Source organism: Glacieibacterium arshaanense, assembly GCF_004681125.1.
Taxonomy (GTDB): domain Bacteria; phylum Pseudomonadota; class Alphaproteobacteria; order Sphingomonadales; family Sphingomonadaceae; genus Polymorphobacter_A; species Polymorphobacter_A arshaanense.
The window spans coordinates 20,328-44,962 of the sequence record NZ_SIHO01000001.1; the positions used below are offsets into that span (position 1 = coordinate 20,328).

Annotated in this window: 24 protein-coding genes; 17 read left to right on the plus strand and 7 right to left on the minus strand. The window is 62.9% G+C overall.

The window, feature by feature from the left end:
* Positions 1–26 precede the first annotated feature (26 nt).
* The 4 genes from EUV02_RS00090 (at position 27) to EUV02_RS00105 (ending at position 4,214) form a co-directional block, all read left to right on the plus strand.
* Positions 27–908: a crotonase/enoyl-CoA hydratase family protein gene (locus EUV02_RS00090; RefSeq protein ID WP_135245296.1), complete on the plus strand. Its 882-nt coding sequence runs from the start codon at positions 27–29 to the stop codon at positions 906–908.
* Between the two features lie 39 nt (positions 909–947).
* Positions 948–1,943 carry an NADP-dependent oxidoreductase gene (locus tag EUV02_RS00095; RefSeq protein ID WP_135244219.1) on the plus strand — a complete coding sequence of 332 codons (996 nt, stop codon included), beginning with the start codon at positions 948–950 and terminating at the stop codon, positions 1,941–1,943.
* Positions 1,944–1,978: 35 nt separating this feature from the next.
* On the plus strand, positions 1,979–2,503 hold the full coding sequence (locus EUV02_RS00100; protein ID WP_135244220.1) for a VOC family protein: 525 nt from the start codon (positions 1,979–1,981) through the stop codon (positions 2,501–2,503).
* A 64-nt stretch (positions 2,504–2,567) separates the two neighbouring features.
* Entirely contained in the window at positions 2,568–4,214 is a 1,647-nt protein-coding gene (locus EUV02_RS00105; RefSeq protein WP_135244221.1) for a flavin-containing monooxygenase, read from the plus strand.
* Positions 4,215–4,254: 40 nt separating this feature from the next.
* Here the strand turns inward: EUV02_RS00105 and EUV02_RS00110 are convergent, their stop codons facing one another.
* Positions 4,255–5,127: an amidohydrolase family protein gene (locus EUV02_RS00110; protein WP_207790069.1), complete on the minus strand. Its 873-nt coding sequence runs from the start codon at positions 5,125–5,127 to the stop codon at positions 4,255–4,257.
* Between the two features lie 98 nt (positions 5,128–5,225).
* On the opposite strand from EUV02_RS00110, the gene EUV02_RS00115 reads away from it, so the two are divergent.
* The 9 genes from EUV02_RS00115 to EUV02_RS00155 all read left to right on the plus strand — a co-directional run bounded on the left by EUV02_RS00115 (position 5,226) and on the right by EUV02_RS00155 (position 15,686).
* Positions 5,226–6,575, plus strand: coding sequence for an MmgE/PrpD family protein (locus EUV02_RS00115; protein WP_166430436.1), 1,350 nt, complete (start codon positions 5,226–5,228; stop codon positions 6,573–6,575).
* On the plus strand, positions 6,572–7,357 hold the full coding sequence (locus EUV02_RS00120; protein ID WP_135244223.1) for an alpha/beta fold hydrolase: 786 nt from the start codon (positions 6,572–6,574) through the stop codon (positions 7,355–7,357). Before EUV02_RS00115 ends, EUV02_RS00120 begins: the two co-directional genes overlap by 4 nt.
* A 116-nt stretch (positions 7,358–7,473) precedes the next feature.
* Entirely contained in the window at positions 7,474–9,105 is a 1,632-nt protein-coding gene (locus EUV02_RS00125) for a GMC family oxidoreductase (RefSeq protein ID WP_135244224.1), read from the plus strand.
* 261 nt (positions 9,106–9,366) lie between these two features.
* On the plus strand, positions 9,367–10,143 hold the full coding sequence (locus EUV02_RS00130) for a glucose 1-dehydrogenase (RefSeq protein WP_135244225.1): 777 nt from the start codon (positions 9,367–9,369) through the stop codon (positions 10,141–10,143).
* A gap of 47 nt (positions 10,144–10,190) precedes the next feature.
* Positions 10,191–11,246: an AraC family transcriptional regulator gene (locus tag EUV02_RS00135; RefSeq protein WP_135244226.1), complete on the plus strand. Its 1,056-nt coding sequence runs from the start codon at positions 10,191–10,193 to the stop codon at positions 11,244–11,246.
* Positions 11,247–11,248: 2 nt separating this feature from the next.
* On the plus strand, positions 11,249–12,895 hold the full coding sequence (locus EUV02_RS00140; RefSeq protein ID WP_243445714.1) for an AMP-binding protein: 1,647 nt from the start codon (positions 11,249–11,251) through the stop codon (positions 12,893–12,895).
* Positions 12,892–13,419 (plus strand): VOC family protein, encoded by a 528-nt coding sequence (locus tag EUV02_RS00145; RefSeq protein ID WP_135244227.1) that lies wholly within the window; start codon positions 12,892–12,894, stop codon positions 13,417–13,419. The genes EUV02_RS00140 and EUV02_RS00145 overlap by 4 nt, the downstream gene beginning before the upstream one ends.
* A gap of 27 nt (positions 13,420–13,446) precedes the next feature.
* A complete protein-coding gene (locus EUV02_RS00150; protein WP_207790070.1) occupies positions 13,447–14,043 on the plus strand; it encodes a hypothetical protein in 597 nt (198 codons plus the stop codon).
* Between the two features lie 461 nt (positions 14,044–14,504).
* Positions 14,505–15,686 carry a serine hydrolase domain-containing protein gene (locus EUV02_RS00155; protein WP_243445715.1) on the plus strand — a complete coding sequence of 394 codons (1,182 nt, stop codon included), beginning with the start codon at positions 14,505–14,507 and terminating at the stop codon, positions 15,684–15,686.
* A gap of 132 nt (positions 15,687–15,818) precedes the next feature.
* Here EUV02_RS00155 and EUV02_RS00160 read toward each other — a convergent pair whose 3' ends face one another.
* Entirely contained in the window at positions 15,819–17,018 is a 1,200-nt protein-coding gene (locus EUV02_RS00160; protein WP_135245300.1) for a multidrug effflux MFS transporter, read from the minus strand.
* A gap of 440 nt (positions 17,019–17,458) precedes the next feature.
* On the opposite strand from EUV02_RS00160, the gene EUV02_RS00165 reads away from it, so the two are divergent.
* On the plus strand, positions 17,459–17,932 hold the full coding sequence (locus tag EUV02_RS00165) for a GNAT family N-acetyltransferase (RefSeq protein ID WP_243445786.1): 474 nt from the start codon (positions 17,459–17,461) through the stop codon (positions 17,930–17,932).
* Positions 17,933–18,597: 665 nt separating this feature from the next.
* Positions 18,598–19,305, plus strand: coding sequence for a PEPxxWA-CTERM sorting domain-containing protein (locus EUV02_RS00170; protein WP_243445716.1), 708 nt, complete (start codon positions 18,598–18,600; stop codon positions 19,303–19,305).
* 421 nt (positions 19,306–19,726) lie between these two features.
* Here EUV02_RS00170 and EUV02_RS00175 read toward each other — a convergent pair whose 3' ends face one another.
* Genes EUV02_RS00175 through EUV02_RS00195 form a run of 5 tightly spaced genes read right to left on the minus strand, consistent with a single transcriptional unit; the run spans position 19,727 to position 23,078 of the window.
* The gene (locus EUV02_RS00175; RefSeq protein ID WP_135244229.1) at positions 19,727–20,086 is read right to left on the minus strand and encodes a carboxymuconolactone decarboxylase family protein; all 360 of its coding nucleotides are present in this window, start codon (positions 20,084–20,086) and stop codon (positions 19,727–19,729) included.
* Positions 20,087–20,108: 22 nt separating this feature from the next.
* A complete protein-coding gene (locus EUV02_RS00180; protein WP_135244230.1) occupies positions 20,109–20,297 on the minus strand; it encodes a YgaP family membrane protein in 189 nt (62 codons plus the stop codon).
* A 26-nt stretch (positions 20,298–20,323) separates the two neighbouring features.
* A complete protein-coding gene (locus EUV02_RS00185) occupies positions 20,324–21,583 on the minus strand; it encodes a TolC family protein (RefSeq protein ID WP_135244231.1) in 1,260 nt (419 codons plus the stop codon).
* Positions 21,580–21,783 carry a YgaP family membrane protein gene (locus tag EUV02_RS00190; protein WP_135244232.1) on the minus strand — a complete coding sequence of 68 codons (204 nt, stop codon included), beginning with the start codon at positions 21,781–21,783 and terminating at the stop codon, positions 21,580–21,582. The genes EUV02_RS00185 and EUV02_RS00190 overlap by 4 nt, the downstream gene beginning before the upstream one ends.
* Positions 21,784–21,800: 17 nt before the next feature.
* The gene (locus tag EUV02_RS00195; protein WP_135244233.1) at positions 21,801–23,078 is read right to left on the minus strand and encodes an NAD(P)/FAD-dependent oxidoreductase; all 1,278 of its coding nucleotides are present in this window, start codon (positions 23,076–23,078) and stop codon (positions 21,801–21,803) included.
* Positions 23,079–23,227: 149 nt separating this feature from the next.
* Here EUV02_RS00195 and EUV02_RS00200 point away from each other — a divergent pair, with 149 nt between their 5' ends.
* Entirely contained in the window at positions 23,228–23,572 is a 345-nt protein-coding gene (locus EUV02_RS00200; protein ID WP_135244234.1) for a rhodanese-like domain-containing protein, read from the plus strand.
* Positions 23,573–23,591: 19 nt separating this feature from the next.
* Positions 23,592–24,629, plus strand: coding sequence for an efflux RND transporter periplasmic adaptor subunit (locus EUV02_RS00205; RefSeq protein WP_243445717.1), 1,038 nt, complete (start codon positions 23,592–23,594; stop codon positions 24,627–24,629).
* Positions 24,630–24,635: the final 6 nt, after the last annotated feature.

Here is a 24,635-nt window from a genome sequence, read left to right on the forward strand (position 1 = left end):
CTGACCTGTTGAATGAGACAAAAGCGATGACAGACACCCAGTTTGATACCCTGCTCTATGCGGTCGAGGATGGCATAGCGACGATCACGTTGAACCGGCCGGACCGGATGAACGCCATGACCGGTCGCATGACGCAGGATCTGTTGCGGGCTTTCGATGCTGTCGACGCCGATGATGCCGTCCGCTGCGTTATCTTCACCGGTGCCGGTCGGGCGTTTTGCGCCGGTGCCGATCTCGGTGGCGGCGGGGCGTTCGATTATGAAACGCTTGCCGATCCCGATATCGAAGTCACCCGCGTCGGCGACATCTATCGCGATGGCGCCGGGCTGGTGACAATGCGCATGTACGAATGCCTCAAGCCGATCATCGTGGCGGCAAACGGTGTCGCGGTCGGCGCCGGGGTGACGATGCAACTGGCCGCCGATATCCGGCTCGCTTCCACCGATGCCCGCTACGGTCTGGTCTTTGCCCGCCGCGGCATCGTCATCGACGGCGCGGCATCATGGTTCCTGCCGAAACTCGTCGGTCTGCAGACGGCGCTCGACTGGTGCATGACAGGTCGCATCTTTCCGGCAACCGAAGCGCTGGAAGCCGGTCTGGTGAAGTCGCTGCATGCACCCGAGGAGCTTATGCCGGCGGCGCGCGCAATTGCTCGGATGATCATCGAAAACACCGCCCCGGTATCGATCGCGCTGACGCGGCAGCTGTTGTGGCGCATGGCCGGAGCCGACCACCCAATGGAAGCCCACATCACCGACAGCCGGGCAATCCAGTCGCGCGGGGCTTCGGCCGATGCGCAGGAAGGTGTCAGTTCCTTCCTGGAAAAGCGCGCGCCGGCATTCCCCAATCGGGTCAGTGCAGATTTGCCCGACCCCTTCGTCAACTGGCGGGAGAGACCCTTTGCCTAATCTCAGGGTTAGCTGCGAGATGAACATAAGGAGCGGACATTGACGACGAACAGGCAATGGATTTTCGCCAATACGCCGCAGGGCGCGCTCACCGAAGCGACGTTCCGATGGCAGGAAACCCCGATGCCGCAGCCCGGTGACGGCGAGGTTCTTGTCCGCACCAGAATGTTGTCACTCGATCCCGCCAATCGCGCCTGGATGAACGGTGCAACCTATCGCGAACAGGTGCTGCCGGGCGACGTCATGCACGGCTTCACGCTTGGCGAAGTCGTGGCGTCGAACGTTCCCGACTTTGCGCCCGGCGATCTTGTCGACAGCATGGGTGGCTGGCAGGACTATGCTGCCCTGCCTGCTGCGGCCCTGGTCAAGCGAAACCGCCGGCACACACCCGAACTGCTGATCGGCGTATTGGGTGTCACCGGTCTGACCGCCTATCACGGCTTGTTCGATATCGGTGAACCGCGTCCCGGCGACGTGGTGCTGGTCTCCGCGGCGGCCGGCGCCGTCGGCACCATCGTCGGTCAGCTGGCGCGGTTGGCCGGGTGCCGTGTGGTCGGCATCGCCGGCGGGCAGGCCAAATGCGACTGGCTGGTCCGCGAGCTCGGCTTTGATGCTGCCGTCGATTACAAGGCCGCCGACTTCCACAAGCAGCTGCGGGTCGCGACGCCGAACGGGGTCGATGTCTATTTCGATAATGTCGGCGGCGTTTGCCTCGATGCAGCCCTGCTAGCGATGAACCTCGGCGGCCGTATCGTCTGTTGCGGCGCCGTGTCCCAGTATGACACCGGCGCAACCGGCGGCTCGCCGTTGCTCCCCGGCGTCGTCGTCACCAAGCGCCTGCGGATGCAGGGTTTCATCGTTCTCGACTATGCCGCGCAGCAGGACCAGGCAGAAGCCAGATTGGCAGGCTGGATCGAAAGCGGCGCTGTGCGCAGCATCCTCGACATCGTCGACGGGCTCGAAAACGCGCCCGCCAGCCTTATCCGGCTGCTTGCCGGCGGCAATCTGGGAAAAATGGCTATCCGGGTAAGCTAGGGCATGGCTGCTGCGATATCGGAAAGGTTAGACGCATGAGCAGATTGTTCGGACCGGCCACACAGAATGGCATCGTCGTCGCGGACCTTGACGCTGCGCTCGCCTACTGGACCGGCAGCCTTGGCGCCGGACCGTTTTTCCGCACCAACAACCTGCCCAACGAGTATTTCTTCCAGCGTGGCCGCGAACTGCCGCCACCCGAAATGTCGATCGCCATCGGCAATTGGGGCGACCTGCAGATCGAGCTGATCTGCCCGCACGGTGACGGCGAATCGACATGGCATCAATTCCTCAAGACCACCGGAGGCGGCCTCCACCACATATCGGTATGGTCACCGACCTATGATGCACACGTCCAGCAGGCACGCGAAGCCGGTCTTGAGATGGAGTGCCACGGCAAGGTGCGCAACGGCCCGCGCTACAGCTATTTTTACGCCGATGCGCCCGGCCAGCCGCTGCTTGAAATCGCCGATTATACCCCGGCACTGGCGGCGCTGTTCGGGCACGTTCGCGACGCGGCACGAAATTGGGATGGTGCAGATCCGGTGCGCTCAACTTGACCATTCCACTGCACGCGCGCCGATCTAACACGTCACAACAAGCAAACGATTGAGGGATATATCCATGAGCACCGCCACCAACACCGTATCGGGCCAGACGAACGCATCAGCGGCGACCGATTGCGATGCGGTCGTCGTCGGTGCCGGCCTCGCCGGGCTGCACCAGCTCTACCGGTTGCGCCGGCTTGGGCTCAACGTTGTGGCGTTCGAGGCGAGCGACGGTGTCGGTGGCGTCTGGCATCACAACCGCTACCCCGGCGCGCGCGTGGATTCGCACTTCCCGCACTACCAATATTGGTTCTCCCGCGACTTGTGGGAGGAGAGCGAATGGACCGAGCGCTTCCCCGCGCAGCCCGAAATCGAGGCTTATCTCAACCACGCGTGCGACAAATTCGGGCTGCGCGAGCATATCCGATTCAACACCAAGGTTACTGCCGCACACTATGACGAGGCGAGCGGCACATGGACCGTCTCGACCGATGACGGCAAATCGCTGACGACGCGTTTCCTGGTGCTAAACAGCGGCGGCCTTTCGGCGCCGCGCCAGTCGCCGTTTCCCGGCGCCGGGACGTTCCGCGGCGTGTCGTGCCACACCGCGAGTTGGCCCAAGGACGGCGTCGAACTGGCAGGCAAGCGCGTTGGCGTCATCGGAACTGCCGCGACCGGCATTCAGGTCATCCAGACGATTGCGCCGATTGTCAGCCATCTGTCAGTGTTCCAGCGCACGCCCAATTTTGCAGTGCCGATGAAGAACCCCAAGATCACGCCCGAACAGAATTCGGCGGCGCAGGCCGATTTCGAACGGCTGCGCGGCGTCGTCCACAACACGTTCGGCGGCTTTGCCTATGAAGGCGAACCACCGATGTTCGACGACACCGACGAGGCCGAGCGTCAAGCGCGGCTTGAAGAGCTGTGGGCGGCTGGCACCCTGCAGATCTGGGGCGGCGCGTTTGCCGATGCATTCGCCAATGCCGAAGCTTCGCATTATGTCACCGAATTTGTGCGCGCCAAGATTCGTGCGCGGATCAACGACCCCAAGCTTGCCGACAAGCTTCTGCCGACCGACCATTATTTCGGCAGCCGCCGCGTGCCGCTCGAGACCGGCTATTTCGAGACCTACAACCGCGACAATGTCGAACTTGTCGACCTGCGCGAGGAGCCGATCGTGTCGATCGACGCGGCCGGTATCAACACCGCGACGCGCCACATCGACCTTGATGTCATTATCTATGCAACCGGCTTCGAAGCCGGCGTCGGCGCAATCAACCGCATTGCCATCACCGGGCGTGACCACCGGTCATTGCGCGATGAATGGAACAAGGCCCTGCGCACCACAGTCGGCATGCAGGTACACGGCTTCCCCAATTTGTTCATGACGATGGCACCGTTCGCGCCTGCGTCAGCGCTGTGCAACCTGCCGGTTTGCGCCGACCACCAGGTCGACTGGATCGGCGACGCAATTGCCTATGTCCACACCAATGGCAAGACCTCGATCGAGCCCAGCGCCGAGACCGAAGCCGCATGGATGGCGCATCATGTCGAGGTATCCGAGCCGACGATGCTCGGATCGAACAAGAACTCCTGGTATCGCCACAAGCGCGAAGACGGCAGCATTGGTGAACTGATCGCCTATGCCGGCGGCATTCCGCAATATCGCGAGACCTGCGACGCCATGGTGGCCAGCGGGTTCAAAGGCTTCATCGTCCGCTAGCCTCGAACCGTCGGCGATGACAGCGACTGGCGCAGACGTGCTAGGCGGCCAAACCCAGCACGCGCGCGGCGTTGTCCTTGAGGATCAGCGGCAAGACATCCTCGCGGAAGCCGGCCTTCTGCGCTGCCTCGATCCATTTGTCCGGGGTAATCAGCGGAAAGTCCGAGCCGAACAGCATCTTGGTGCGCAACTGGGTGTTAGCGTACTGAATGACCTGCGGCGGAAAATACTTCGGCGACCAGCCCGAAAGGTCGATGAAGACGTTTTCCTTATGCTGCGCCATCGACAGGCTTTCGTCGGTCCACGGCCAGCTCGGGTGCGCGAGGATGATCTTCATGTCGGGGAAATCGACCGCGACATCGTCGACCAGGATCGGCTGGCCGTATTTGAGGCGGATGCCACCGCCGCCGCGCATCCCCGATCCCAGCCCGGAATGGCCGGTGTGGAATATCGCCGGCAATCCATATTCGGCGATGACCTCGTACAGCGGATAGGCGATGCGGTCGGACGGGTTGAAATCCTGCATCGGCGGGTGGAACTTGAAGCCGCGGACGCCGAATTCCTCGATCAACTGCCGGGCTTCGCGGGCACCGAACTTACCCTTGTGCGGGTCGATCGAGGCGAACGGGATCATGATGTCGCTATTGGCGCGCGCGGCTTCGGCGACCTCCTCGTTGCGGATGCGCTTGACCCCCATCCCAGCTTCCATGTCGATCGTGAACATCACGAATGCGATGTTGCGCTCGCGGTAATAGGCGATGGTTTCGGGGATCGTTGGGCGCCGGCGGTCGACTTTGAAATAGGCGCTGGCGGCATCGAAATATTGCCCCATGACGGGATCCTCGGGATCATGGCACGATGCCTCAGCATGGGTATGGACATCGATGGCGCGGATTTTGGCGAGGTCGATCATGCTGGATTCCGTCGTTGGCTGCGGCCATCATACACGCGCTCGCTGCGACCGCGCGACCATGTTTCGCCATGCGCTGGCAATATCACAGGGGTGAAGCAATGACCGACCTTCAGGTTCCCGATGTGACCTGCGCGCTGGTGCGCCAGCTGATCGCGATGCGTACCGCGCCTCCCGCGCCTGAAGCGGTGACGGTTGCCAAACAGTGCCTGCTCGACTGGCTGGGCGTGACCCTGGCCGCGCGCCACGAACCGCTTGTCGAGATGCTATGCGATGAACTCGACGGCGCGGACGGCGCGTGCAGCGTGTTGGTCCGCGACCGCCCCGCGTCGCTGCTCGATGCCGTGCTTATCAACGGCGCCGCCGGCCATGCGCTCGACTATGATGATGTCATTACCGCGATGGGCCATCCGACCGCGCCAGTGGCACCCGCGGTGATCGCGCTGGGCGAAGTGACCGGCGCGTCGGGTGCCAAGGTCGTTGCCGCGTTCATTGCCGGGCTTGAGGCCGAATGCCGTGTCGCCAACCTGCTCGGTCCGTCGCACTATGCCAAGGGCTGGCACGGCACCGCGACCTTCGGCTGCTTCGGCGCGGCGGCCGCTGCCGGGCATTTGCTCGACCTCGACGAAGCGCAGATGTGTCATGCGTTCGGTATCGCCGGCACGCAGGCTGCGGGGCTCAAGAGCGTGTTTGGCACAATGTCGAAGCCGCTGCATGCCGGGCGTGCCGCGCAGAACGGTGTGCTCGCGGCGCGGCTGGCGCGGCGCGGCTTTACCAGCGACACCGACATTCTCGGCTCGGCGCAAGGGTTTGCCGCAACGCAATCGACCAGCGTCGACCGCGGGGCCGCACTGGCGCCGCGCGCACTGCCGTGGGTGGTCGATGTGCTCTTCAAATATCATGCTGCCTGCTACCTGACACACAACACCATCGAAGCCGCCGCCGCGCTGCGCGACGGCACACCGTTCAGCACTGCCGATATCGAAGCCGTGACCGTCGAGGTTCAGCCGATGCATATGGGGGTGTGTAACATCGAAGCCCCGCGCACGGGGCTCGAGTGCAAGTTTTCGCTGCGGATGACCTGCGCGATGGCACTGCTGGGCGAAGATACATTCGACGAGGCGCTCTATTCGGACACGACCGCTGCGCGACCCGACCTCGCAGCGCTGTGCGCGCGGACGCAGGTAGAGCCCTGCGCGCCGACAATCGCGTCAACCGTCCATGTCCGGCTTTCGGATGGCCGCAAACTGTCGCACACCGCCGATGTCACCCAACCGGTGCGCGACCTTGCAGCCCAGCAACAGCGGATCGAGCGCAAGTTTCGCAGCCTCGGCAACGACAGCCTCGCCGCAGGTACGCCCGACAGGATCATCGCCCTGTGTCGCGACCTCGACCGTGCACCCGACCTGTCGAACCTGCTGGCGGCGTGCGCAGAAGCGGTGCGGGTATGAACTTCGTCATCGATGGCATGCATGTCGACGTCCATGGCGACGGCCAGCTCCCCTATCTGCTGCTGGTCCACGGCTTCCTGTCGAATCGTGGTCAATGGCGACCCAACCTCGCGGCGCTGTCGCAGGTTTGCACTCCGGTCACGATAGAACTGCTCGGGCATGGCCGTTCGGGGGCGCCGACCGATCCCGCAACTTATCAGGTCGACGCTTATGTCGCGCGCTTCGAGGTGCTGCGCGAACGGCTAGAGACAGCGGCGTGGTTCATCTGCGGCCAATCCTTCGGCGCCGGACTGACATTGCGCTATGCGCTGACGCATCCCGCGCGCGTCACCGGGCAGATCTTCACCAATTCGGTCTCTGCATTGTCGCCACCGATGAGCCAGGGGCCCGCCGACCAGCTCGCGGCGCTCGACGCGGGCGATGTCGCGGCGCTGCGGGCGATGCCCTATTACCCGCGGCCATCAAAGCGCCTGCCGCCGGTAGTCTGGCAGGAGATGGTCGATGATGCCGCGCTGCTTCAGCCTTCGGCAATTGCCAATGCGCTGCGCGCGACCGTGCCCGGCCTGTCGGTTGCCGCCGATATTGGCCGCACCGCCGTCCCGACATTGCTCGTCAACGGCATGCGCGAAGACGCATTTCAGCCGTTCCGCACGCTGGCCGCGACCGAAATCCCCGGGGTCGAGATTGCCGATGTCGACGGCGGCCATTCGATCAACCTCGACCGCGCCGACGCATTCGATGCGGCAGTCGCGGCGTTCATCGTGCAGCACATGCCGGGCTAGGCAGCCCCAATCACATTTGTGATAATGGCCGCGCCCACCGTGCCGCGGATTGTCGATCGCGGCCGAACGCGCAACTCTTCCGGCAACGACAAGGCAAATGACCTGGGGATGCGGCGTTGGGCGACTCCTATGACTATATCGTGATCGGTGCCGGCTCGGCCGGCTGCGTGGTCGCGAACCGACTGTCGGCCGACCCGAAATACCGCGTGCTGCTGCTTGAGGCGGGCCCCGAAGACCGCAACATGTGGATCCATATCCCGGCGGGAATGCAGCGGCTGTTCCTCAACCCTGATGTGCTGTGGCCCTATATGACCGAGCCCGAGCCCGAGCTCGGCGGACTGCAGGTGTTCTGGCCGCGCGGCCGGACGCTGGGCGGTTGCAGCGCGGTCAATGGCATGGCCTATGTCCGCGGCCAGCCCGCCGACTATGACCATTGGGCGCAGGCCGGCAACCGTGGCTGGGCATGGGACGATGTATTGCCGTTCTTCCGCAAGAGCGAGAATTACTGGGGCGGCGCCGACGATCTGCACGGCGACGGCGACGGGCTGCGCGTGACCAACACCGCGCACCGCCAGCCCGAAGGTAGCTCGATCCACCGCGCTACCAAAGCATTCATCGATGCCGGCATCGCCGCCGGACTGGCCTATAACCCTGACTTCAACGGCCCTGTGCAGGAAGGCATCGGCTGGATCGACCACAGCATCGACGGCCGCGGCCGGCGCCACAGCACCGCAACCGCCTATCTGAAGCCCGTTCGCAACCGGTCGAACCTGAAGATCATGACCAACGCCATGGTTGACCGGATCGTCATCGAGGATGGACGCGCCGTCGGCGTCGAACTGCGCCACAACGATGTCCCAATGCGCATCGACGCATCCGGCGAGATTATCTTGTGCGCCGGCACGGTCAACTCGCCGCAGACGCTGATGCTGTCGGGAATCGGGCCGGCGGAACATCTGCGCGATCATGGCATCACGCCGATTGTCGATGCACCGATGGTCGGCCAGAACCTGCAGGACCACATGTACGTCCATTGGGTGCACGAAGTGCGTCCTGGCTACAGCTTCAACGGCGAAACCAGCGGTACGCGTCTGTTGCCGCACATCCTGCGATATTACCTAAGCGGCAAGGGACTGCTGACGACCGGGGCGAGCAGCGCCTATATCTTCTGCAAGTCGCTGCCCGGTGCCGACACCCCCGACACGCAGATCGGCTTCCGTGCGTTCTCGACAGAGGCGATGGTGAGCGGCACGCCCGGCAAGCACAAGTTCCCGGCGTGGTCGGCGTCAGTCGCCTATCTACGGCCCAAGTCACGCGGCCAGATCCGACTCAAATCGGCCAACCCCGCCGATGCTCCGGCGATCCACGCCAATTATCTGACGCACCGCGATGATCTCGACGCGCTGATGTCGGCGCTGCGGCTGATCGGCAAGCTCTATGCCACGCCGATGATCCGCGATCTTGTCGTGCGGCGGCTGGCTCCGGCCGACAATGTAGATATCGACGACGACGCACAGCTCGAACATTTTGTCCGTACGCATGGCGGCACGATGTATCACCCCGTCGGCACCTGCATGATGGGTCCGCACCCCGATGCTGTGGTCGATGAGCGGCTGCGCGTGCGCGGTGTCCGCGGCCTGCGCGTTGCCGATGCCTCAATCATGCCGACGATCGTGTCGGGTAACACCAACGCACCTGCAGTGATGATCGGCGAGAAGGCGGCCGCAATGTTGCTCGAAGACGCCTGAGAGTGACGCAGACTGCGATCCGCCTGGGCCGCATGATGATCGCGAAACATGACGCGAAATGTAGCTGACGCGTTCAGGGCGCTCGGCGCCAAAAAGCTGACAAGTCGCGCCATTTGCGAAAAATGTATACCTTGGCGCCCAATGTCTGTTTTTTGGCGCAATTTATCAGTTTCTGTGCCGGCTGTGTGTGTATGCTGCAATTCAAGAGATCGGTGACGTCCCCTCAGCAGAAAGCGGGCGCCCACTTGGAGGAGCACAGACATGGACAGATTAGATGGCAAGGTGGCAATCGTGACCGGCGCAGCCGCTGGTATTGGTGAGGCGACTGCGCGGCGGTTTGCTGCCGAGGGCGCCAGTGTCCTGCTCACCGACATCAGCGAGGAAGGCGAGGCGGTGGCGGCTTCGATCGGCGCCAAAGCTGTGTTTGCGCAGCAGGATGTCACCGACGAAGCACGCTGGGAGGAAATCATCGCGCTGGCGCTGGCAACATGGGGGCGGCTCGACATTCTGGTGAACAATGCCGGCATCTCGATGTTCGGTGTGGTGACCAATCTCAGCTTCGCCCAATGGAAGCGCTGCATATCGGTCGATCTCGACAGCGTGTTCCTTGGCACACGTGCGGCAATCCCGGCGATGCGGCAGAGCGGTGGCGGATCGATCATCAATATGTCGTCGATGGCAGGGATCACCGGCCAGCGCACCCTGTCTGCGTATTGCGCCGCAAAGGGCGGAGTGCGGTTCTTTTCCAAGGCCGTGGCCCTCGACTGTGCCGATGCGGGCGACAACATCCGCGTCAACTCCGTCCATCCCGGAATCATCGATACACCGATCTTCCGTGCGACCACCGATGATCAGCGCCGCTCGCCAGTCGGGCCCGAGCCGCTCAGCCCTGATCTGCTGGCCGGAATGGTCACGCCGATGAAACGGGCGGGGCGCGCGGAAGACATTGCGGCGGCCTGCGCCTATCTCGCGTCGGACGATGCCGCCTTTGTCACGGGTACAGAACTGATCGTTGACGGCGGGTCCTGCGCCGCCTGACCTCACTGCGCGTGAATGCCATCGGTTGCAAAGGGGCGTAGGTCATCGTGAACAGTGCCATTCCATCCAGTGCATTGCCGCAGGCCCATGCCGGCACACTGCGCCAGTTTGTGCGCTACGCCGAGACGACCGGCCTCGATCTTGACGCTTGTCTCGACGCCGAGATGGCCGGTTGGGTGAAGCGCGCGGCCGAGCTGGATACCGTGCCCGCCCATGTGGTGGTCGATGTGCTGGAAGTCTGCGCAGCGGTGGGCGAACGACCGGATCTTGGGATTGCCTTCGCCGCCTGGAGCAACCCGCGCGGGTTCGGTCCGCTGAGCTTGCTATGGGACCATTGCCCGACCTTTGGTGAAGTCGTGCGCGTCGCCAGTCGCTACCTGCACCTCGAAAATCAGGCGCTGGGCGCGGCAGTGGAGCGCGAGGTCGATGAAGTGTCGCTGTGCCATTTCACGGCGGTTCCGGCACGGTTTGGCAGCCGACAGTTCATTGAGGCGACACTGGCGCTTGATGTGCACCTCGCGCGCATGATGTTTGGCGAACATTGGGCGCCCTTGCGGCTTGAACTGGACTTTGCACCGCCGCGCATCGAGCGCTTTCGTCGCAATTTCTTTGCCTGTCCAATCGAGTATGGCGCGCTGCGCAATGCGCTGGTCATCCGCCAGGAAGACATGGACCGCCTGCAGCCCAATGCCAATCCCTCGATGCTGGCCTATCTTGAGGCGCAGCTCGAACGGATGGCACTCAGCCGGCCGAGCGGTCTGGTCGAGCAGGTCGAGCAGGCGGTGCTGGCCAACCTGCCCGGCGGCACGGCCAGCCTCGACCATGTTGCGCAAGTGCTTACACAGAGCCGCCGGACACTGCAGCGGCGGCTGGGCGAACAGGGACGCAGCTTTGCCGACATCGTGCTCGCGGTACGCAAGCGCGTGGCGGAAGACTATTTTTCCAGCGAGCCACGCCCCCAGCTGACCGAACTGGCCTACCGGCTGGGCTTTGCCGACGCGACAGTCGCAGGGCGCTTCCTCGCCGCGCATCTCCGCCCGGCGCGCGCCATGCGCCGCAGACTTGCACCCGGGCTGCGCAGTTTTGAAGCAGAGGCGCACTAGGCATGTCCTCGCCTTCTGCTTTCCCAATGCCCGGCGCAGCGACGACCAGTCAGATTTCGCACGCGATCGGGGCAACCACGCCGCCGCTGCTGGAGATCACTATCGGCGCGGCACTGCGCCGCGCAGCCGCAGAGTGGGGCGATGCCTGTGCGCTGGTTTCCTGCGCGGAAGGCCTGCGGCTGAGCTGGCGCGAACTCGATGCGCAAGTCGATCGGCTGGCGGCAGGATTGCTGGCGCAAGGGCTGGTGCCGGGCGACCGCGTGGCGATCTGGGCGCCCACTTCGGCAGCCTGGACCCTGCTGCAATTCGCGACGGCCCGCGCCGGGCTGGTCTTCGTGACCTTCAACACCGCCTATCGCCGGTCCGAACTGGCGCATGTGCTGGCGCTTTCCGGCGCGCGGATGCTGGTGAGCGCGGCGGGCTTCAAGACGATCGACTATGCAGCCGAGCTGGCCGCGGTCGAAGCCCCGGCCCTCCAATTCCGGGTCATGCTGGATGCGCCGCCGCCACCGGGCTGGCTTGCCTTCGAAGCATTGTTCGCCCCTGCGGGTACGGTATTCGAAGGCCCGGACGGACAGCCGGAAGACCCGGTCAACATCCAGTTTACCAGCGGCACCACCGGGCGGCCCAAGGGCGTCACGCTCTCGCACCGCAATATCCTGAACAACGGCGATGCGGTCGGTCGCAATGCCGGGATCGGGGCGGGAGACCGGGTGTGCATCCCGGTGCCGCTGTTCCACTGCTTCGGCATGGTCATGGGCAATCTCGCCTGCCTCACCCACGGGGCCGCCATGGTCTACCCCGCCAGCGCCTTCAGCGCCGAGGCGACACTGCGCGCGATTGCCGACGATAGCTGCACCTATTGCTACGGCGTGCCGACCATGTTCATCGCCATGCTCGACGTGCTCGATCACACGGCCTGCGACCTCTCATCGCTACGCGGCGGCATCATGGCCGGATCGAACTGCCCGGTCGAAGTCATGCGCCGTGTGCAGGACCGCATGAACATGCGCGAGGTGACGATCGCCTACGGCATGACCGAGACCAGCCCGGTGAGCACGCAGACCCTGCCCGATGATCCCTTCGAGGCCCGGATCGCCAGCGTAGGCCGGGTGCTGCCGCATATCGAGATCAAGATCGTTGACCAGGCGGGCGAGATCGTGCCGCGCGGGGTCCAGGGCGAGCTGTGCACGCGCGGTTATTCGGTCATGGCGGGATACTGGAACGATCCCGAAGCAACCCGGCGCGCGATCGATGTCGACGGGTTCATGCATTCCGGCGATCTCGCGACAATGGATGCCGAGGGTTATGTGGCCATCACCGGGCGATCCAAGGACATGATCATCCGCGGCGGCGAGAATATCAGCCCGCGCGAGATCGAAGAGCACCTCTATACCCACCCGGCGGTGCAGGATGTCGCCGTGATCGGCGTTCCGGATGAAAAGTTCGGCGAGATCGTGGTCGCTTGGATCATTGTGGCCGCTGGGGAGACACCCAGCGAAGCCGATATCCTGGCCCACTGTCGCGGCGTCATCGCACACTACAAGGTGCCCGCACGCGTCCGTTTCGTTTCCGAACTGCCGATGACACCCTCCGGCAAGGTCCAGAAATTCATCATGCGCAGGATTGAGACAGGAGGCGATACATGAGCCGGTTCTTTGGCCCACCAACCCAGCATGGGGTTGTGGTGCCCTCGCTTGAGGCTGCCCTAAAATACTGGACCGAAGTGGTCGGTGCCGGCCCGTTCTTCATGATCGGGCAACCGCCGCATACTAGCTTTCACATCGGCGACACCCCTGCCGACGAGCCGAAGATGCGCATCGCTTTGGGCAACTGGGGCGACATTCAGATCGAGCTGATCGAACCGCAAGGCGATGGCCCGGCAACCTGGCACCAGTTCCTGCGCCAGCGCGGCGGCGGCCTGCATCACACCTCGGTCTGGACTGCGGACTATGATGCGATGATCGGCGCCGCCCGGCAACGCGGCCTCGCTGTCGAAGTCGCGGGCGCGCTCTCCAACGGCGTTCGGTACACCTATTTCCGCTCACCGGCCCCATGCGATCCACTCATCGAAGTGAGCGAGCTCCTGCCCGATGTCGCCGCAGCATACGCCTTCATCCGCGAAGCTGCGATCAACTGGGACGGGGCCGATCCCATTCGTCAGTTCGGCTGAACAGACTACCCGCCAAAGGAGCGAACCATGAAAAGAGACATCAAGCATCTCATCTCAGCTGCCGACAAGGCGCTGACCCGGCTAACCAACCCGCTGCACCGCAAGATCGCCGCCAACTACCGGCTCCATGCCATGCTGGAAGTATCTGGCCGCTGGGAAGAGATTTTCGCGCCGGACATGACCGTGGACCACCCGTTCTATCGCGTCGCATCGCCCCAAGGACTGATCGAGCTGGACGGCCGGGAGCAGGTGCAGAGCTTCTACAAAGGCCTTGTCGAGACCGACACGACCGTGATGATACTCGACCATGAGGAGTTGGTGATAGACGACTGGGGTTTTGCTTCCGAGGCGCTGTACAACACCTACCTGACCGGCGAGCAGGCCATGGCGCGCGGCGCTGCTGGCGCCCAGCTGGGCAAGAAGTACATTGAACAGCGCTGGGTCTGCATGATCTGGCCCTATGATGCTAAGGGGCGCATGATCGGCGAACGCGTCTATCCCGCCCCGACGGTTGAACTCGTCGAATGCCCAGACGAGGACTTCCTCACGGTTGAGGATGCGCATCGCGAGTTCGGGCCACTGATCAGGCAGGCGCAGGATGAATTGAGAGATTCGTCGGGCTGAAACAATCGCTGGCGGAAGTATAAAGGCTGTAGTGAGGACCTCACACCCAACCCTAGGCCATTGGTGAAGCGGGCAGCGACATCGCCGAACACAAGCTGCTTTGCGTTGAAGCCGCCCGTCCGCTTTAAGGCTTCACCAAAATGACACGAACGGCCGGAATGGAGCGCGTTACGGCTGGTCTGATTTTTGACCGGATTGGGGCCGTTAGCTGTCTGACAGCTTGCGGAGCGGCGATTGAAGATAGCTGCCGTCGCCCGGCTACCCGCAGTCTAGGCCGCTTCCGACCCAGATACAGACGTTCGTCATTGAGTTCGCGAGTGTCTGCTTGCGCCGAAAGCCGCCTTTCATCGAACAGATACCGGTGCGGCGGATCTTTGCCCCATTCCGGGAATGGGATGTAGACTGTTGGATTGTTTCAACCATTCTTGCTACCGATTGGACGGAGTTCTGGGGAGCAAGCAATGCGCCGCCACATGGCAAGCCGCCTGTTTTTCGTCGCACTGGCTGTATTCTGTGCGCCGGCAAATGCTAAATCAATCGCCGACCAGATTGCTCGCATCGAGGCCCCTCAATCTCCAAATCGCCAGGGAGCCGACCCTTTAACACTCCAACAGATTCTCGAACGGTTCCATGTTCCGGGTATCAGCATCGCAGTCATTTATGACTTCAAGGTGCTGTGGACAAAATCATATGGTGTTGCTGATGTTGAGACGCGCGCGCCGATCACCGCTGACACGCTGTTCCAGGCAGCTTCGCTAAGCAAGCCCGTTGCGGCAATGGCTTCCCTAAAGGCGACGCAGATCGGAAAATTCGGGCTCGATCAGGATGTGAATACGATCCTGAAAAGCTGGAAACTGCCTGACAGCCCTTTTGGCAGTGGTGCTGCTGTCACGCCGCGTATGTTGATGAGCCACACGTCCGGTACAGGCGACGGCTTCGGCTTCCCGGGATATGAACCCGGTGCTCCATTGCCGACGCAACAACAGATTCTCGATGGCAAGAAGCCGTCGGCACTTGGTCCGGTCAGGCTGGTGCGCCCGGCGCTGACAGCATCACAATATTCGGGTGGTGCGGCCCAGATCGAGCAGCTGGCATTGACGGACGCAACCGGAATGCCATTTGCAACGATCATGCAGGATTGGGTGCTGGCACCAATCGGCATGACGCATTCCAGCTTTGAACAGCCTTTGCCGCCCGATATGCAGCGCTACACGGCTCGCGCGCATGGCCCTGACGGCAAGAGCATGGGACCGCGCTGGCGTGTATATCCCGAACAGGCGGCCGCCGGCCTGTGGACCACTGCAGCTGATTATGCGCTCTTCATGATTGAAGTGCAGAAGACCTTGGCTGGCCGATCAACAACGGTCCTCGACCGCGCAACGATGCAAAACATGGTCACGCCTGTTGGCGTTGGACCCTATGCGGTTGGCTTTGAAATCGTACAAGAAGGTCAAGGCTGGTACTTCAAACACAACGGCGCGAATTGGGGTTTTCGTAGCTTCGCGATGGCGCACGTTGCCAAAGGCTATGGCGTTGTCATCATGGCCAATGGCGATGGCGGCTTGCCCGCTGCATCCGAAATTGTGGATCGCGTCGCAGCCGCCTATGGTTGGGACATGCTCGACAAACCAATGCTGCGTTGAGAAGGCGATCGGGGCCGATTCCGGAATGACGGCATTTGGGCGCCAGATTGAGAAAGCTGACACTAGTTCCTCTGGGCTGCGGTGCCAAATCTCTTCGCGCCACGATCTGTGAAAGCTCCCGGCCTAACCCTGTCAGTCGAGGGACATCCGAGGCTGAAACAACTGCCCACCCTCGACAACATAGACGACGGTCAGGACCGTAAGACCGATGCAAAGATAGCCGATGGCAAGCGGCAGCGTCGTGCCATTGTATGACTGGCCGATGGCCGAGCCGACTATGACCGCGCCGACACTGCTGATGAACCCCTGTACCGACGATGCGGTGCCAGCAATGTGGCCCACCGGCTCCATCGCCATCGCGCCGAAGTTGGCACCACAAAGGCCGATGCAGACCATGCTGAGCGCCTGAAACGGAATGTAGGTCCATAGTGACTCCCAGCCGCCGACGATGATCGCCAGATGCAGCAACGACAGGCCAATCAGCGCGAACACTGCGGTCTGTGAGATCAACCGCGTCCCGAGGCGCACAACAAGGCGACTGTTGGCAAACGAGGCACAACCCATCGAGAACGCGCAGATGGCGAACAGCCACGTGAAGTTCTCGCCGGCGTGAAACTCATCGACGAAAATCTGCTGTGACGACGACACAAAACCGATGATGCCGCCGAACGTCAGCGCACTTGCAATCGCATAGCCGATCGAAAACCGGTTGGTCAGCGTCAGCCGGTAAGACGCACTCAGCGTCGCCATCGAGATCGGATGGCGGTCTGCAGGTGCCAGGGTCTCCGGGAAGCGCACAAGCGTCCAGGCCAGCACGAACGCCGCAAACGCCGCCAGTGCGTAGAAAATCATCCGCCAAGGCCCGAATGCCAACAGCAACTGCCCCAGTGTTGGCGCCATGATCGGCACGATGAAAAAGATCATCTGTGCCACTGAAAGCGTCCGCGCCATCTGTCGCCCCACATAGCGATCACGGACGATCGCCACTGCCAGCACGCGCGTGGAGGCTGACATCAATCCCTGCAGAAAGCGCGCCAAGAGCAGTGCTTCAAACGTCGTCGAGCTGGCGGCAAAGATGCTTGCCGCAACGAAGCCAGACAAAGTGGCGAGTAACACCGGTTTACGGCCGTAGCGGTCTGCCAAAGGACCGTAGACCAGCTGCCCGAAGCTGAACCCGAGCATGTAAACAGTAATGACCCATTGGCGATGGTTGGCTGCGGATAAGGCAAGCTCGCTACCGATATCGGCCAGCGCCGGCAGCATCAGGTCGACGCCCAGCGCGTTGACCGCCATCACGGCGGCGACAAAAACCACGAACTCGCGCGGAAACATTCGGGTCGTTAGAGAAGTGCTGTCCATGCGCCACGCGTAAACCGCTGCGCCACAGAGCGCTACCTCGGTCGTGCAAGAATAGCGTAGTGCCCAAGCTTGCTTTGAACTGGATCGCCCGCCTGCCCATGTGCCAAAATATGGAATTACTTCCGGTTTTGGATCGCCTGCAGCGATATCCGACAAGCCGATAAGAGGCGCGGCGCAGCTAGGCGGCTTTTCGAACGGTTTGGGGCCGATACCGGAATGGCAGTTTTCAGACGCACTGGAGGGATAGCTGCCGTTCGCCGGCGCCGGAAGAGAATGACGCCTTCCGATCCAGAATCGGCCGTTCATCCGGTCATCGCCGAATGACCGCTACTCGGTAGGGGGAGCGTGCATCAAACTTCCGCTCTGGCTATGCTATGCGTCTTTGGTAGCCGCTGGGACGCAGTAGAGTGCAGATGAGAATTTCTTGGGCAAAGCAAGATGACGCAGCAGCTCTCATTCCCCTACTGACTGCATTACATCTGCATGACGTAGGTGGAGCTTCCAGTCCGGAGCCGGATGCAGTCCTGTCTCACGCGCGGATTTTAATAGATCCGACAACGCCCCATCGACTTGCTGTAGCCTGGAATCAACAGGGCATGGCAATTGGCCTAGCGGCGGTAGGCCGCTTCGTTTCGATCAGCGATCTGCGCCCGAAAAACTCGCTGCAATTAGAGCTGAAGGAGCTTTTCGTATTGCCTCAAGTGCGCGGGCAAAAGGTTGGCGCGACACTCTTTGATTGGATTGTGAACCAAGCCGGAGAGCAAGGTGTCTGTCGCATTGACTGGCACGTCAAACGCCAAAATCACCGCGGCATTGAGTTTTACGAAAGGCTGGGAGGACGTATCGTCGACGACCGTCTTAGTATGCGTAAATGGGTCAATGCATAGATCACGATCGCCCAGGGGTCGGAAGCTGTCGTTCCCTGCAGCCGTGGTTAATGGCAGCTCTGTCCCAGGCCCGGCTATTCAAAGCCAGTCACCATCTTGCTTCTGCGAGCGGCAGTTTCCGGGCTTAGCGCGTTCGATTTTGAACTTCGGGAATGGGGCGCGTTCTGGACTAGCCGCTATTTTGACCGGTTTGGGGCCGGAAGCGGTCCGTCCGGTTTCGGGCGATCGTACCGGGATAGCTGCCATAGGTATCCGCCAAACCGGCCTGGCGGCTAACGACCCCAAATAAAACGTTGGGAATAAGATTTGCGCGGCGTGAAAGCGGTCAGAATTCCTTGAGTTAAACGGAGACACCGTTCCCGAACCGGCGAGATGAGCGCTGATGGTTGCTGGCTTCGACATGGTCGGCATCCCGATTCGACGCACTGCGCGGCGGCAGTCGCGGATAGTCGCCGCCGCCTGAACCGTCCTGTGATTGGCGGACAAACTGTCAGAAAATGCTGCACTTTCGCAACCGGGCGCGTAGAGCGCGCGCGCTCAAGTGGCCGCACAATAACTATTTCTTCAGTTGCGCTGGTTTGGTATGAATGTTGCTTGAGTTCTTTTACCTTTCAAAGGCGCGGGTTGCCTCAAGGGGGGGTGCCTGCAAGCAGGGGGATAAGACCATGAACCAGCTTCGTACGCTCACCGTTGCGGTCGCAGCCGCTGGATTGCTCGCCGCAATGCCCGCCGCTGCAGTCGTCAAGATCGCGACCTATAGCGGCATTATCACCAATGGCTATGACCAGACCGGCGTGTTCGCGGCACCGGACACCGACCTCACCGGCTACAGTTGGGTCGCCAATTTCACCTATGACAAGACGCTGGGTGCAGTTCAGGCCACTGACGGCGTCACCTATGACTCCAGCTTTGGCGGGACCGGCGTTGGTTCGCCCGGCGGGTCCCCGGTGATCGCGGCCACAATCACGATCAACGGTGTCACCAAGTCAGTACAGACCGGCTATAGGGGCGTTATTCGTACATCGACAAGCCCAGAAGTGCGGCATGACGCTAGTTACTATTTCGATGATGGGATAACCTACCAGGACAATTCTGTTGTTTTAATCGGTAATCCCCCCGGTGCGCCTGCGTCGCTCGACCAAAATTTCGGACCGGTCGCCACCACGCTCCGCCAAGGCTCTGTGCAGTGGCTTACTTACGACTATTCGGTCGGCACCGAGATTGAGTACGCTTATGCCAATTTCAGCAGCGACGCAGTCTATTCAGTGAGCAGCGCGGTGCCAGAGCCGGCGAACTGGGCGCTAATGATCGCCGGTTTCGGCATGGTTGGCGGTGCGCTGCGGCGGCGAGGGGCTGCGCTCGCCGCTGCCTAACGACCCTACTTCGAGACGTGAGGGGCGGTTGGAAACGGCCGCCCCTTTTCATTGGCTAACGGCATACGTTGGCCAAACGGCGGTAGACAATTATTTCAATAGTCCAGCAGATGAAAAAATCGCTCGATGCAGCCAGCTAACAAATGTCCACTTGCTCGTTATCTGCTGCCAAAACCCGCCTGTCGCCTTCCCAGCCCATTGTGGCCACAGCACATTACCGAATCATTCGCAGATGGGGCAGGCAGAGGAATGGAAGGAGTTGGGCGTCAGAGCACAAGTAGATGACATTGCCAACGCATTGTGGGTGCTGGCAAAGCCGCTTTGAACGGCCCAAATTTCAGCAAGTACCGCAAAGCGCCATGCATAGTCGTCACCTGGATTTTCAATCGCGGGCTTGTCAGCGAACGCATGAATCGCAAATTCAACTGGTTGAAGCTTGCCCGGCGCTCATCTGGTCGACAGCTTCAAGCGCCTTCGCCGCGTACATCACCGACGGGCCGGCACCCATATAGACCGCCATGGCCAGCGTTTCCGAAATCTCTTCGCGCGAGGCGCCGTGCTTGACGGCGGCTTTGGCGTGATAGGCGATGCACGGGTCGCAGCGCACCGCGACGCTGATCGCCAGCGCCACCAGCTCGCGCGTCTGCGCATCGAGCGCCTTGGCGCCGTGCGCGGCGCGCGCCATCTCCGAAAATGACTTCATCACATCGGGCGCGGCCTGGCGCAGGTTGCGGACAGCGCCGTTCATGTCGCCGATCAGGGCGACCCAGTCTTCGACCATGGGAATGCTCCGTTGCTTGAGGTTAGCGGCCGCGGCTGCTGATGCCGAAGATGCTGTAGATCGGGCAGCTGCTCATCAGCCCGGTCAGCAGCGGCACGACGCCGATCCAGCCCCACGGGGTCTTCGGGCCAACGAACACCAACGCGATGAGCACAAGGCCCGCCACGATGCGCAGGATGCGGTCGATGCTGCCGATATTGGTCTTGAACATAGCGTAGTCCTTTGCTGCGGGGTGATTCAATAAGTGCCGAGCAACGCGCCCAGCCGGTAGGCGATGACGGTGCGATTGGCGCGCGCCTGTGCGGCGTTGCTGGCGGCGGCGATGGCCTCGCGCTCGGCATCGAGCAGGTCGAGCTGCGGCTTGAGTCCGACGCGGACTTCGTGGCGCACGCTGGCGAGCGAGGCATCGGCGGCGCGTGCCTGATCGGCGGCGGCACTGGCCATCAGTGCCGTCGCCTGAACCCCCGACCAGGCGGCGATGACCGCCTCCTCGATCTGCGCGCGGGCGCTGCGCAGGCGTTCTTCGGCGGCCCGGACATCGGCATTGGTTTCGGCAACGCGGCCTTCTGTGCGGCCGCCGTTGTAGAACTGCCAGTTGGCGCGCAGGCCGACCGTAGCGGCGTTGGCGCGATAGTCGGGGAAGAATTCGTCACGGATCGCCGAGGCTTCGGCAAAGGCACCGACGGTCGGCAGCCGGTCGGCCTTGGCACCGCGCGCGGCGGCCTGTGCGGCAGCCAATGCGGCTTGCGCCTGCATCACCGCCGGGCTGTTCTTCGCCGCGATATCGACGGCGGCATCGAGCGTCGCCGGCGCGGTAGGGCCGGCGGGCAGCGCCGTCAAGCCGACGGGATCGACGCCGACGAGGTTGCGGTAATGCGCGCCAGCCGCCGCACGTGCGCCACGGGCCTGTGCCAGCGCGCCGAGCGCTTCGGCATGGCGCGCCTGCGCCTGCGACACCTCGGTGCTGGGGCTTTCGCCGACACGGAATTTCTGTTGCGCCTGGCGGGTAATTTCGGCGGTCTGCGTGACCAGATGTTCATAAAGCGAAATGACGATGTCGCTGGTCAGCACCGCGCCATAGGCGGCGGCAACATCGGCCGCGAGTTCGGCGCGTGCGGCGGTGCGCCCGGCCTCGGTCGCGGCGATGCCGGCGCGGGCGCGGTCGTTGGCGGCACTGACGCGGCCTCCGGTGAACAGCGGCTGCTCGATGCTCGCCTGCGCGGCAATCGGCGTCACCGTGGCGCCGGGCATGCCGAAGAAGTTCATCGTGTCGAGATAGCCGTAGCCGACCGAGGCGCGCACCGATGCCGTCGGGCGGTTGCCGGCCTGCGCCTGTGTTAGTCGCGCGGTCGCAGCATCATGGTCGGCATCGGCGGCGGCCACCGCGGGGGCGTGCGCCAGTGCCGCAGCAATCGCCTCGTCAAGTGTCACCGCCTGCGCTGGCATTGCCAGCGCCAGCGCCAGTGTCGACAGCAAGATGAGGCGGCGCAGCTTCATTTGAACGCGACGCCGGGCTTGGCGCCGAGCTTGCGGAACACAATGGCCGCCGGGCAGAAGCCGGTGACGCTCGACTGGATCAGGTTGAAGCCGGCAAAGGCGCTCAGCGCCAGCCACCAGGGGTGGACCAGCAGCGAAAGCGCGATGCCGAGCAGCACGACAAATCCGGCAAACATCAGAACAGCGCGATCAAGCGTCATGGCGTATTCCTTTCGGTTCAGGGCTTAAGTTTGTGGACACCGATGAGGTCGAGCGCGAGCTTCTCGTAGAAGGGTTCGCTTTCGCCTTTGCGGATCTTGCGCAGGAAGTATTTTTCGAAGCCGATCTTGGCGAGGTGGACCCATTTGCCCTGCGACGACCAGTTGACGTTGCGCGGCGGAATCTGCGGCTGCGCGATGAAGGCGATGCCCTCGTCGCCGAAATCGGCGAGGCAGATGGCGTTCCAGCTCGCTTCGGCGGTCGGTTCGCGGCCATCGAGGATTGCGTCGAGATTGGCGGCGATGGCGCTGACCATGCTTTCGATCATGAAGCCGGTCTTGGGAACGCCAACGGGCACCGGCGTCGGACCAGTGGGGGCAATCGCGACGCAGACGCCAAGCGCGAAGACGTCAGGGAACTTGGGGTTGCGCTGGTGCTTGTCGACGATGATAAAGCCGCGCGGATTGGTAAGCCCCTCGATGCCGAACACCGCCGGCACGCCGCGGAACGCCGGCAGCAGCATTGCATAGTTGAACGGCAAGTCGTGCGTTTTGACCACGGCACCGCCCTCGGCGATCTCCTCGACGTGCATCAGGTTGGGCTCGACGCTGGTGACGCGCGCGTTGGTCACCCATTTGATGTGCCGCTCGCGCAGCGCGCTTTCGAGCAGGCCCTTGGTGTCGCCGACGCCGTCGAGGCCAAGATGGCCGACATAGGGCTCGGCAGTGACGAAGGTCATCGGCACCTTGTCGCGGATCTTGCGGCGGCGCAGTTCGGTATCAAGGATCAGCGCGAATTCATACGCCGGGCCGTAGCACGACGCGCCTTGCGCGGCGCCGACGACGATCGGGCCGGGGTTTTCGACAAAGCGGTCGAAGGCATCGGCGGCGGCGACCGCATGCGCGGTCTGGCAGACAGAAACGGTATTCGCCGCCGGGCCGAAACCCGGGATTTCGTCGAACGCCAGGTCGGGGCCAGTGGCAATTACAAGATAATCGTAATTGACGGTCGTGCCGTCGTTGAGTTCGATGCGCTTTTCGGTCGGATGCACGCGCTTGGCGCCAACAGATGTGAAGGCGATCTTCTTCTTGGCAAACACCGGCGGCAAATGGATCTGGATGGCTTCGGGTTCGCGCCAGCGCACTGCGACCCAGGGATTTGACGGGATGAATGAATAGGTCTCGCTTTCAGCGATGACCATGACGTCGGCGCGACCCTTGACCGCGTGGTTGATCTCATAGGCGGCGATGGTGCCACCCAGGCCCGCACCCAGCACGATTATTTTTGGCCGTGGCATCCACTGTCTCCCCGAAAAGGACCGGCGATTGCTGCCGGTTGGAACATGCTTGACTAAATATAAGACTTACATGATATATACAAGCATCAAAATGATGCGTGGATATCGGCAGTCCGATGCTGCGCGCTGCACGCCCAAGGAGACGGCACATGTTCGGATTCGGCAAAGCTGCCAACATCAACGAAATTAGCGCCACGCAACTGCAGGCGCTGCTCGCGGCGGATACTGCGATCGTCATCGACGTCCGCGAGCCCGACGAATTTGCCGCCGAACATATTGCCGGTGCGACCAACCTGCCGCTGTCGCGCTTCGACCCGGCGCTGCTGCCCGACGCCGGCGCGCAAACCATGGTGTTGCAATGCGCAGGCGGCAAGCGCTCGGCGATGGCGCTGGGGCGCTGCAAGGACGCCCGCGCGGCCATCGACACCCACCTCGCGGGCGGGCTGGCTGCGTGGAAATCCGCCGGCCTGCCGACCGTGCACGGCAACCGCTAGCATGTTTCCCCAGGGGCAGATGACCATGCGCAAGCTGCAATCGACCGGCCTTGTCCTCGCCGCGCTGCTGGCGCTCGGGGCATGCGGCGAAAAATCGGCCCCGCCCGCTGCCCCTGCTGCAGCACCGGCGGGCACGCAGCTCAAGCTGGGGCTGGCCACCGTCGCCGACATGAAGGCCGTCGGCGCCGAAGTCACGACGCGCGACCAGGCCGAAGCGCGCGTGCGCATTCCCGGCACGCTCGCCAGCCTCGATGTGCGCGCCGGCGATACTGTCACCAAGGGCCAGCACATTGCCAGCGTCGTCGATGCGCGGCTGGGCTATGAAACCAGTGCCGCATCGGCGCAGCTGGCCGCCGCCGAGGCCGAAGCAGCCCGCGCCCGCGCCGAGCTCGTCCGCATCGACGATCTCTACCGCAACAAGGTCTATGCCAAGGCGCGGCTCGACACCGCCGTTGCGGGCGCGCGTGCTGCCGATGCCCGCGTTGCCGCCGCGCGCGCGCAAGCCGGGGCCAGCGCCAGTATCGCTAGCCAGGGCGCCGTACTGGCGCCCGCGAGCGGTCGCGTGCTGCGCGCCGATGTCCCCGCCGGCTCGGTCGTCGCACCGGGCATGTCGGTCGCCACCATCACCGCCGGACCGCCGGTGGTGCGGCTCGAACTCCCCGAATCGCTCGCCGGGCAATTGCGTACCGGCGCGCCCGTCACATTGACCGACAGCGATCTGCCCAATGTGTCGCGCACCGGGCATGTCGTGCAGGTCTATCCGGCGATCAACGCCGGTCGCGTCACCGCCGACGCGCAGTTTTCCGGCCTGTCCGAACGCTTCGTCGGGCGCCGCGTCAATGCCTCGATCGCGGTCGGCGAACGCCAGGCGCTGGTGGTGCCGCGGCGCTTTGTCGAAACGCGCTTCGGCATTGATTATGTGACGGTCCTGGGCGCCGACAAGCAGGTCAGCGCGGTGCCGGTGCAGACCGCCGCCGTCGCCGACACCGCGATGGTCGAATTGCTGTCAGGTGTTGCTCCCGGCGACACGTTGATTGCCAAGGGTCCCGCAAAGTGAAGCCCG

Coding starts and splice junctions, on each gene's coding strand:
- EUV02_RS00090 (WP_135245296.1), top strand. CDS start 27: ATGACAGACACCCAGTTTGATACCCTGCTCTATGCGGTCGAGGATGGC.
- EUV02_RS00100 (WP_135244220.1), top strand. CDS start 1,979: ATGAGCAGATTGTTCGGACCGGCCACACAGAATGGCATCGTCGTCGCG.
- EUV02_RS00105 (WP_135244221.1), top strand. CDS start 2,568: ATGAGCACCGCCACCAACACCGTATCGGGCCAGACGAACGCATCAGCG.
- EUV02_RS00110 (WP_207790069.1), bottom strand. CDS start 5,127: ATGATCGACCTCGCCAAAATCCGCGCCATCGATGTCCATACCCATGCT.
- EUV02_RS00115 (WP_166430436.1), top strand. CDS start 5,226: ATGACCGACCTTCAGGTTCCCGATGTGACCTGCGCGCTGGTGCGCCAG.
- EUV02_RS00120 (WP_135244223.1), top strand. CDS start 6,572: ATGAACTTCGTCATCGATGGCATGCATGTCGACGTCCATGGCGACGGC.
- EUV02_RS00130 (WP_135244225.1), top strand. CDS start 9,367: ATGGACAGATTAGATGGCAAGGTGGCAATCGTGACCGGCGCAGCCGCT.
- EUV02_RS00140 (WP_243445714.1), top strand. CDS start 11,249: ATGTCCTCGCCTTCTGCTTTCCCAATGCCCGGCGCAGCGACGACCAGT.
- EUV02_RS00145 (WP_135244227.1), top strand. CDS start 12,892: ATGAGCCGGTTCTTTGGCCCACCAACCCAGCATGGGGTTGTGGTGCCC.
- EUV02_RS00150 (WP_207790070.1), top strand. CDS start 13,447: ATGAAAAGAGACATCAAGCATCTCATCTCAGCTGCCGACAAGGCGCTG.
- EUV02_RS00155 (WP_243445715.1), top strand. CDS start 14,505: ATGCGCCGCCACATGGCAAGCCGCCTGTTTTTCGTCGCACTGGCTGTA.
- EUV02_RS00160 (WP_135245300.1), bottom strand. CDS start 17,018: ATGTTTCCGCGCGAGTTCGTGGTTTTTGTCGCCGCCGTGATGGCGGTC.
- EUV02_RS00165 (WP_243445786.1), top strand. CDS start 17,459: ATGAGAATTTCTTGGGCAAAGCAAGATGACGCAGCAGCTCTCATTCCC.
- EUV02_RS00170 (WP_243445716.1), top strand. CDS start 18,598: ATGAACCAGCTTCGTACGCTCACCGTTGCGGTCGCAGCCGCTGGATTG.
- EUV02_RS00175 (WP_135244229.1), bottom strand. CDS start 20,086: ATGGTCGAAGACTGGGTCGCCCTGATCGGCGACATGAACGGCGCTGTC.
- EUV02_RS00180 (WP_135244230.1), bottom strand. CDS start 20,297: ATGTTCAAGACCAATATCGGCAGCATCGACCGCATCCTGCGCATCGTG.
- EUV02_RS00185 (WP_135244231.1), bottom strand. CDS start 21,583: ATGAAGCTGCGCCGCCTCATCTTGCTGTCGACACTGGCGCTGGCGCTG.
- EUV02_RS00190 (WP_135244232.1), bottom strand. CDS start 21,783: ATGACGCTTGATCGCGCTGTTCTGATGTTTGCCGGATTTGTCGTGCTG.
- EUV02_RS00195 (WP_135244233.1), bottom strand. CDS start 23,078: ATGCCACGGCCAAAAATAATCGTGCTGGGTGCGGGCCTGGGTGGCACC.
- EUV02_RS00200 (WP_135244234.1), top strand. CDS start 23,228: ATGTTCGGATTCGGCAAAGCTGCCAACATCAACGAAATTAGCGCCACG.
- EUV02_RS00205 (WP_243445717.1), top strand. CDS start 23,592: ATGACCATGCGCAAGCTGCAATCGACCGGCCTTGTCCTCGCCGCGCTG.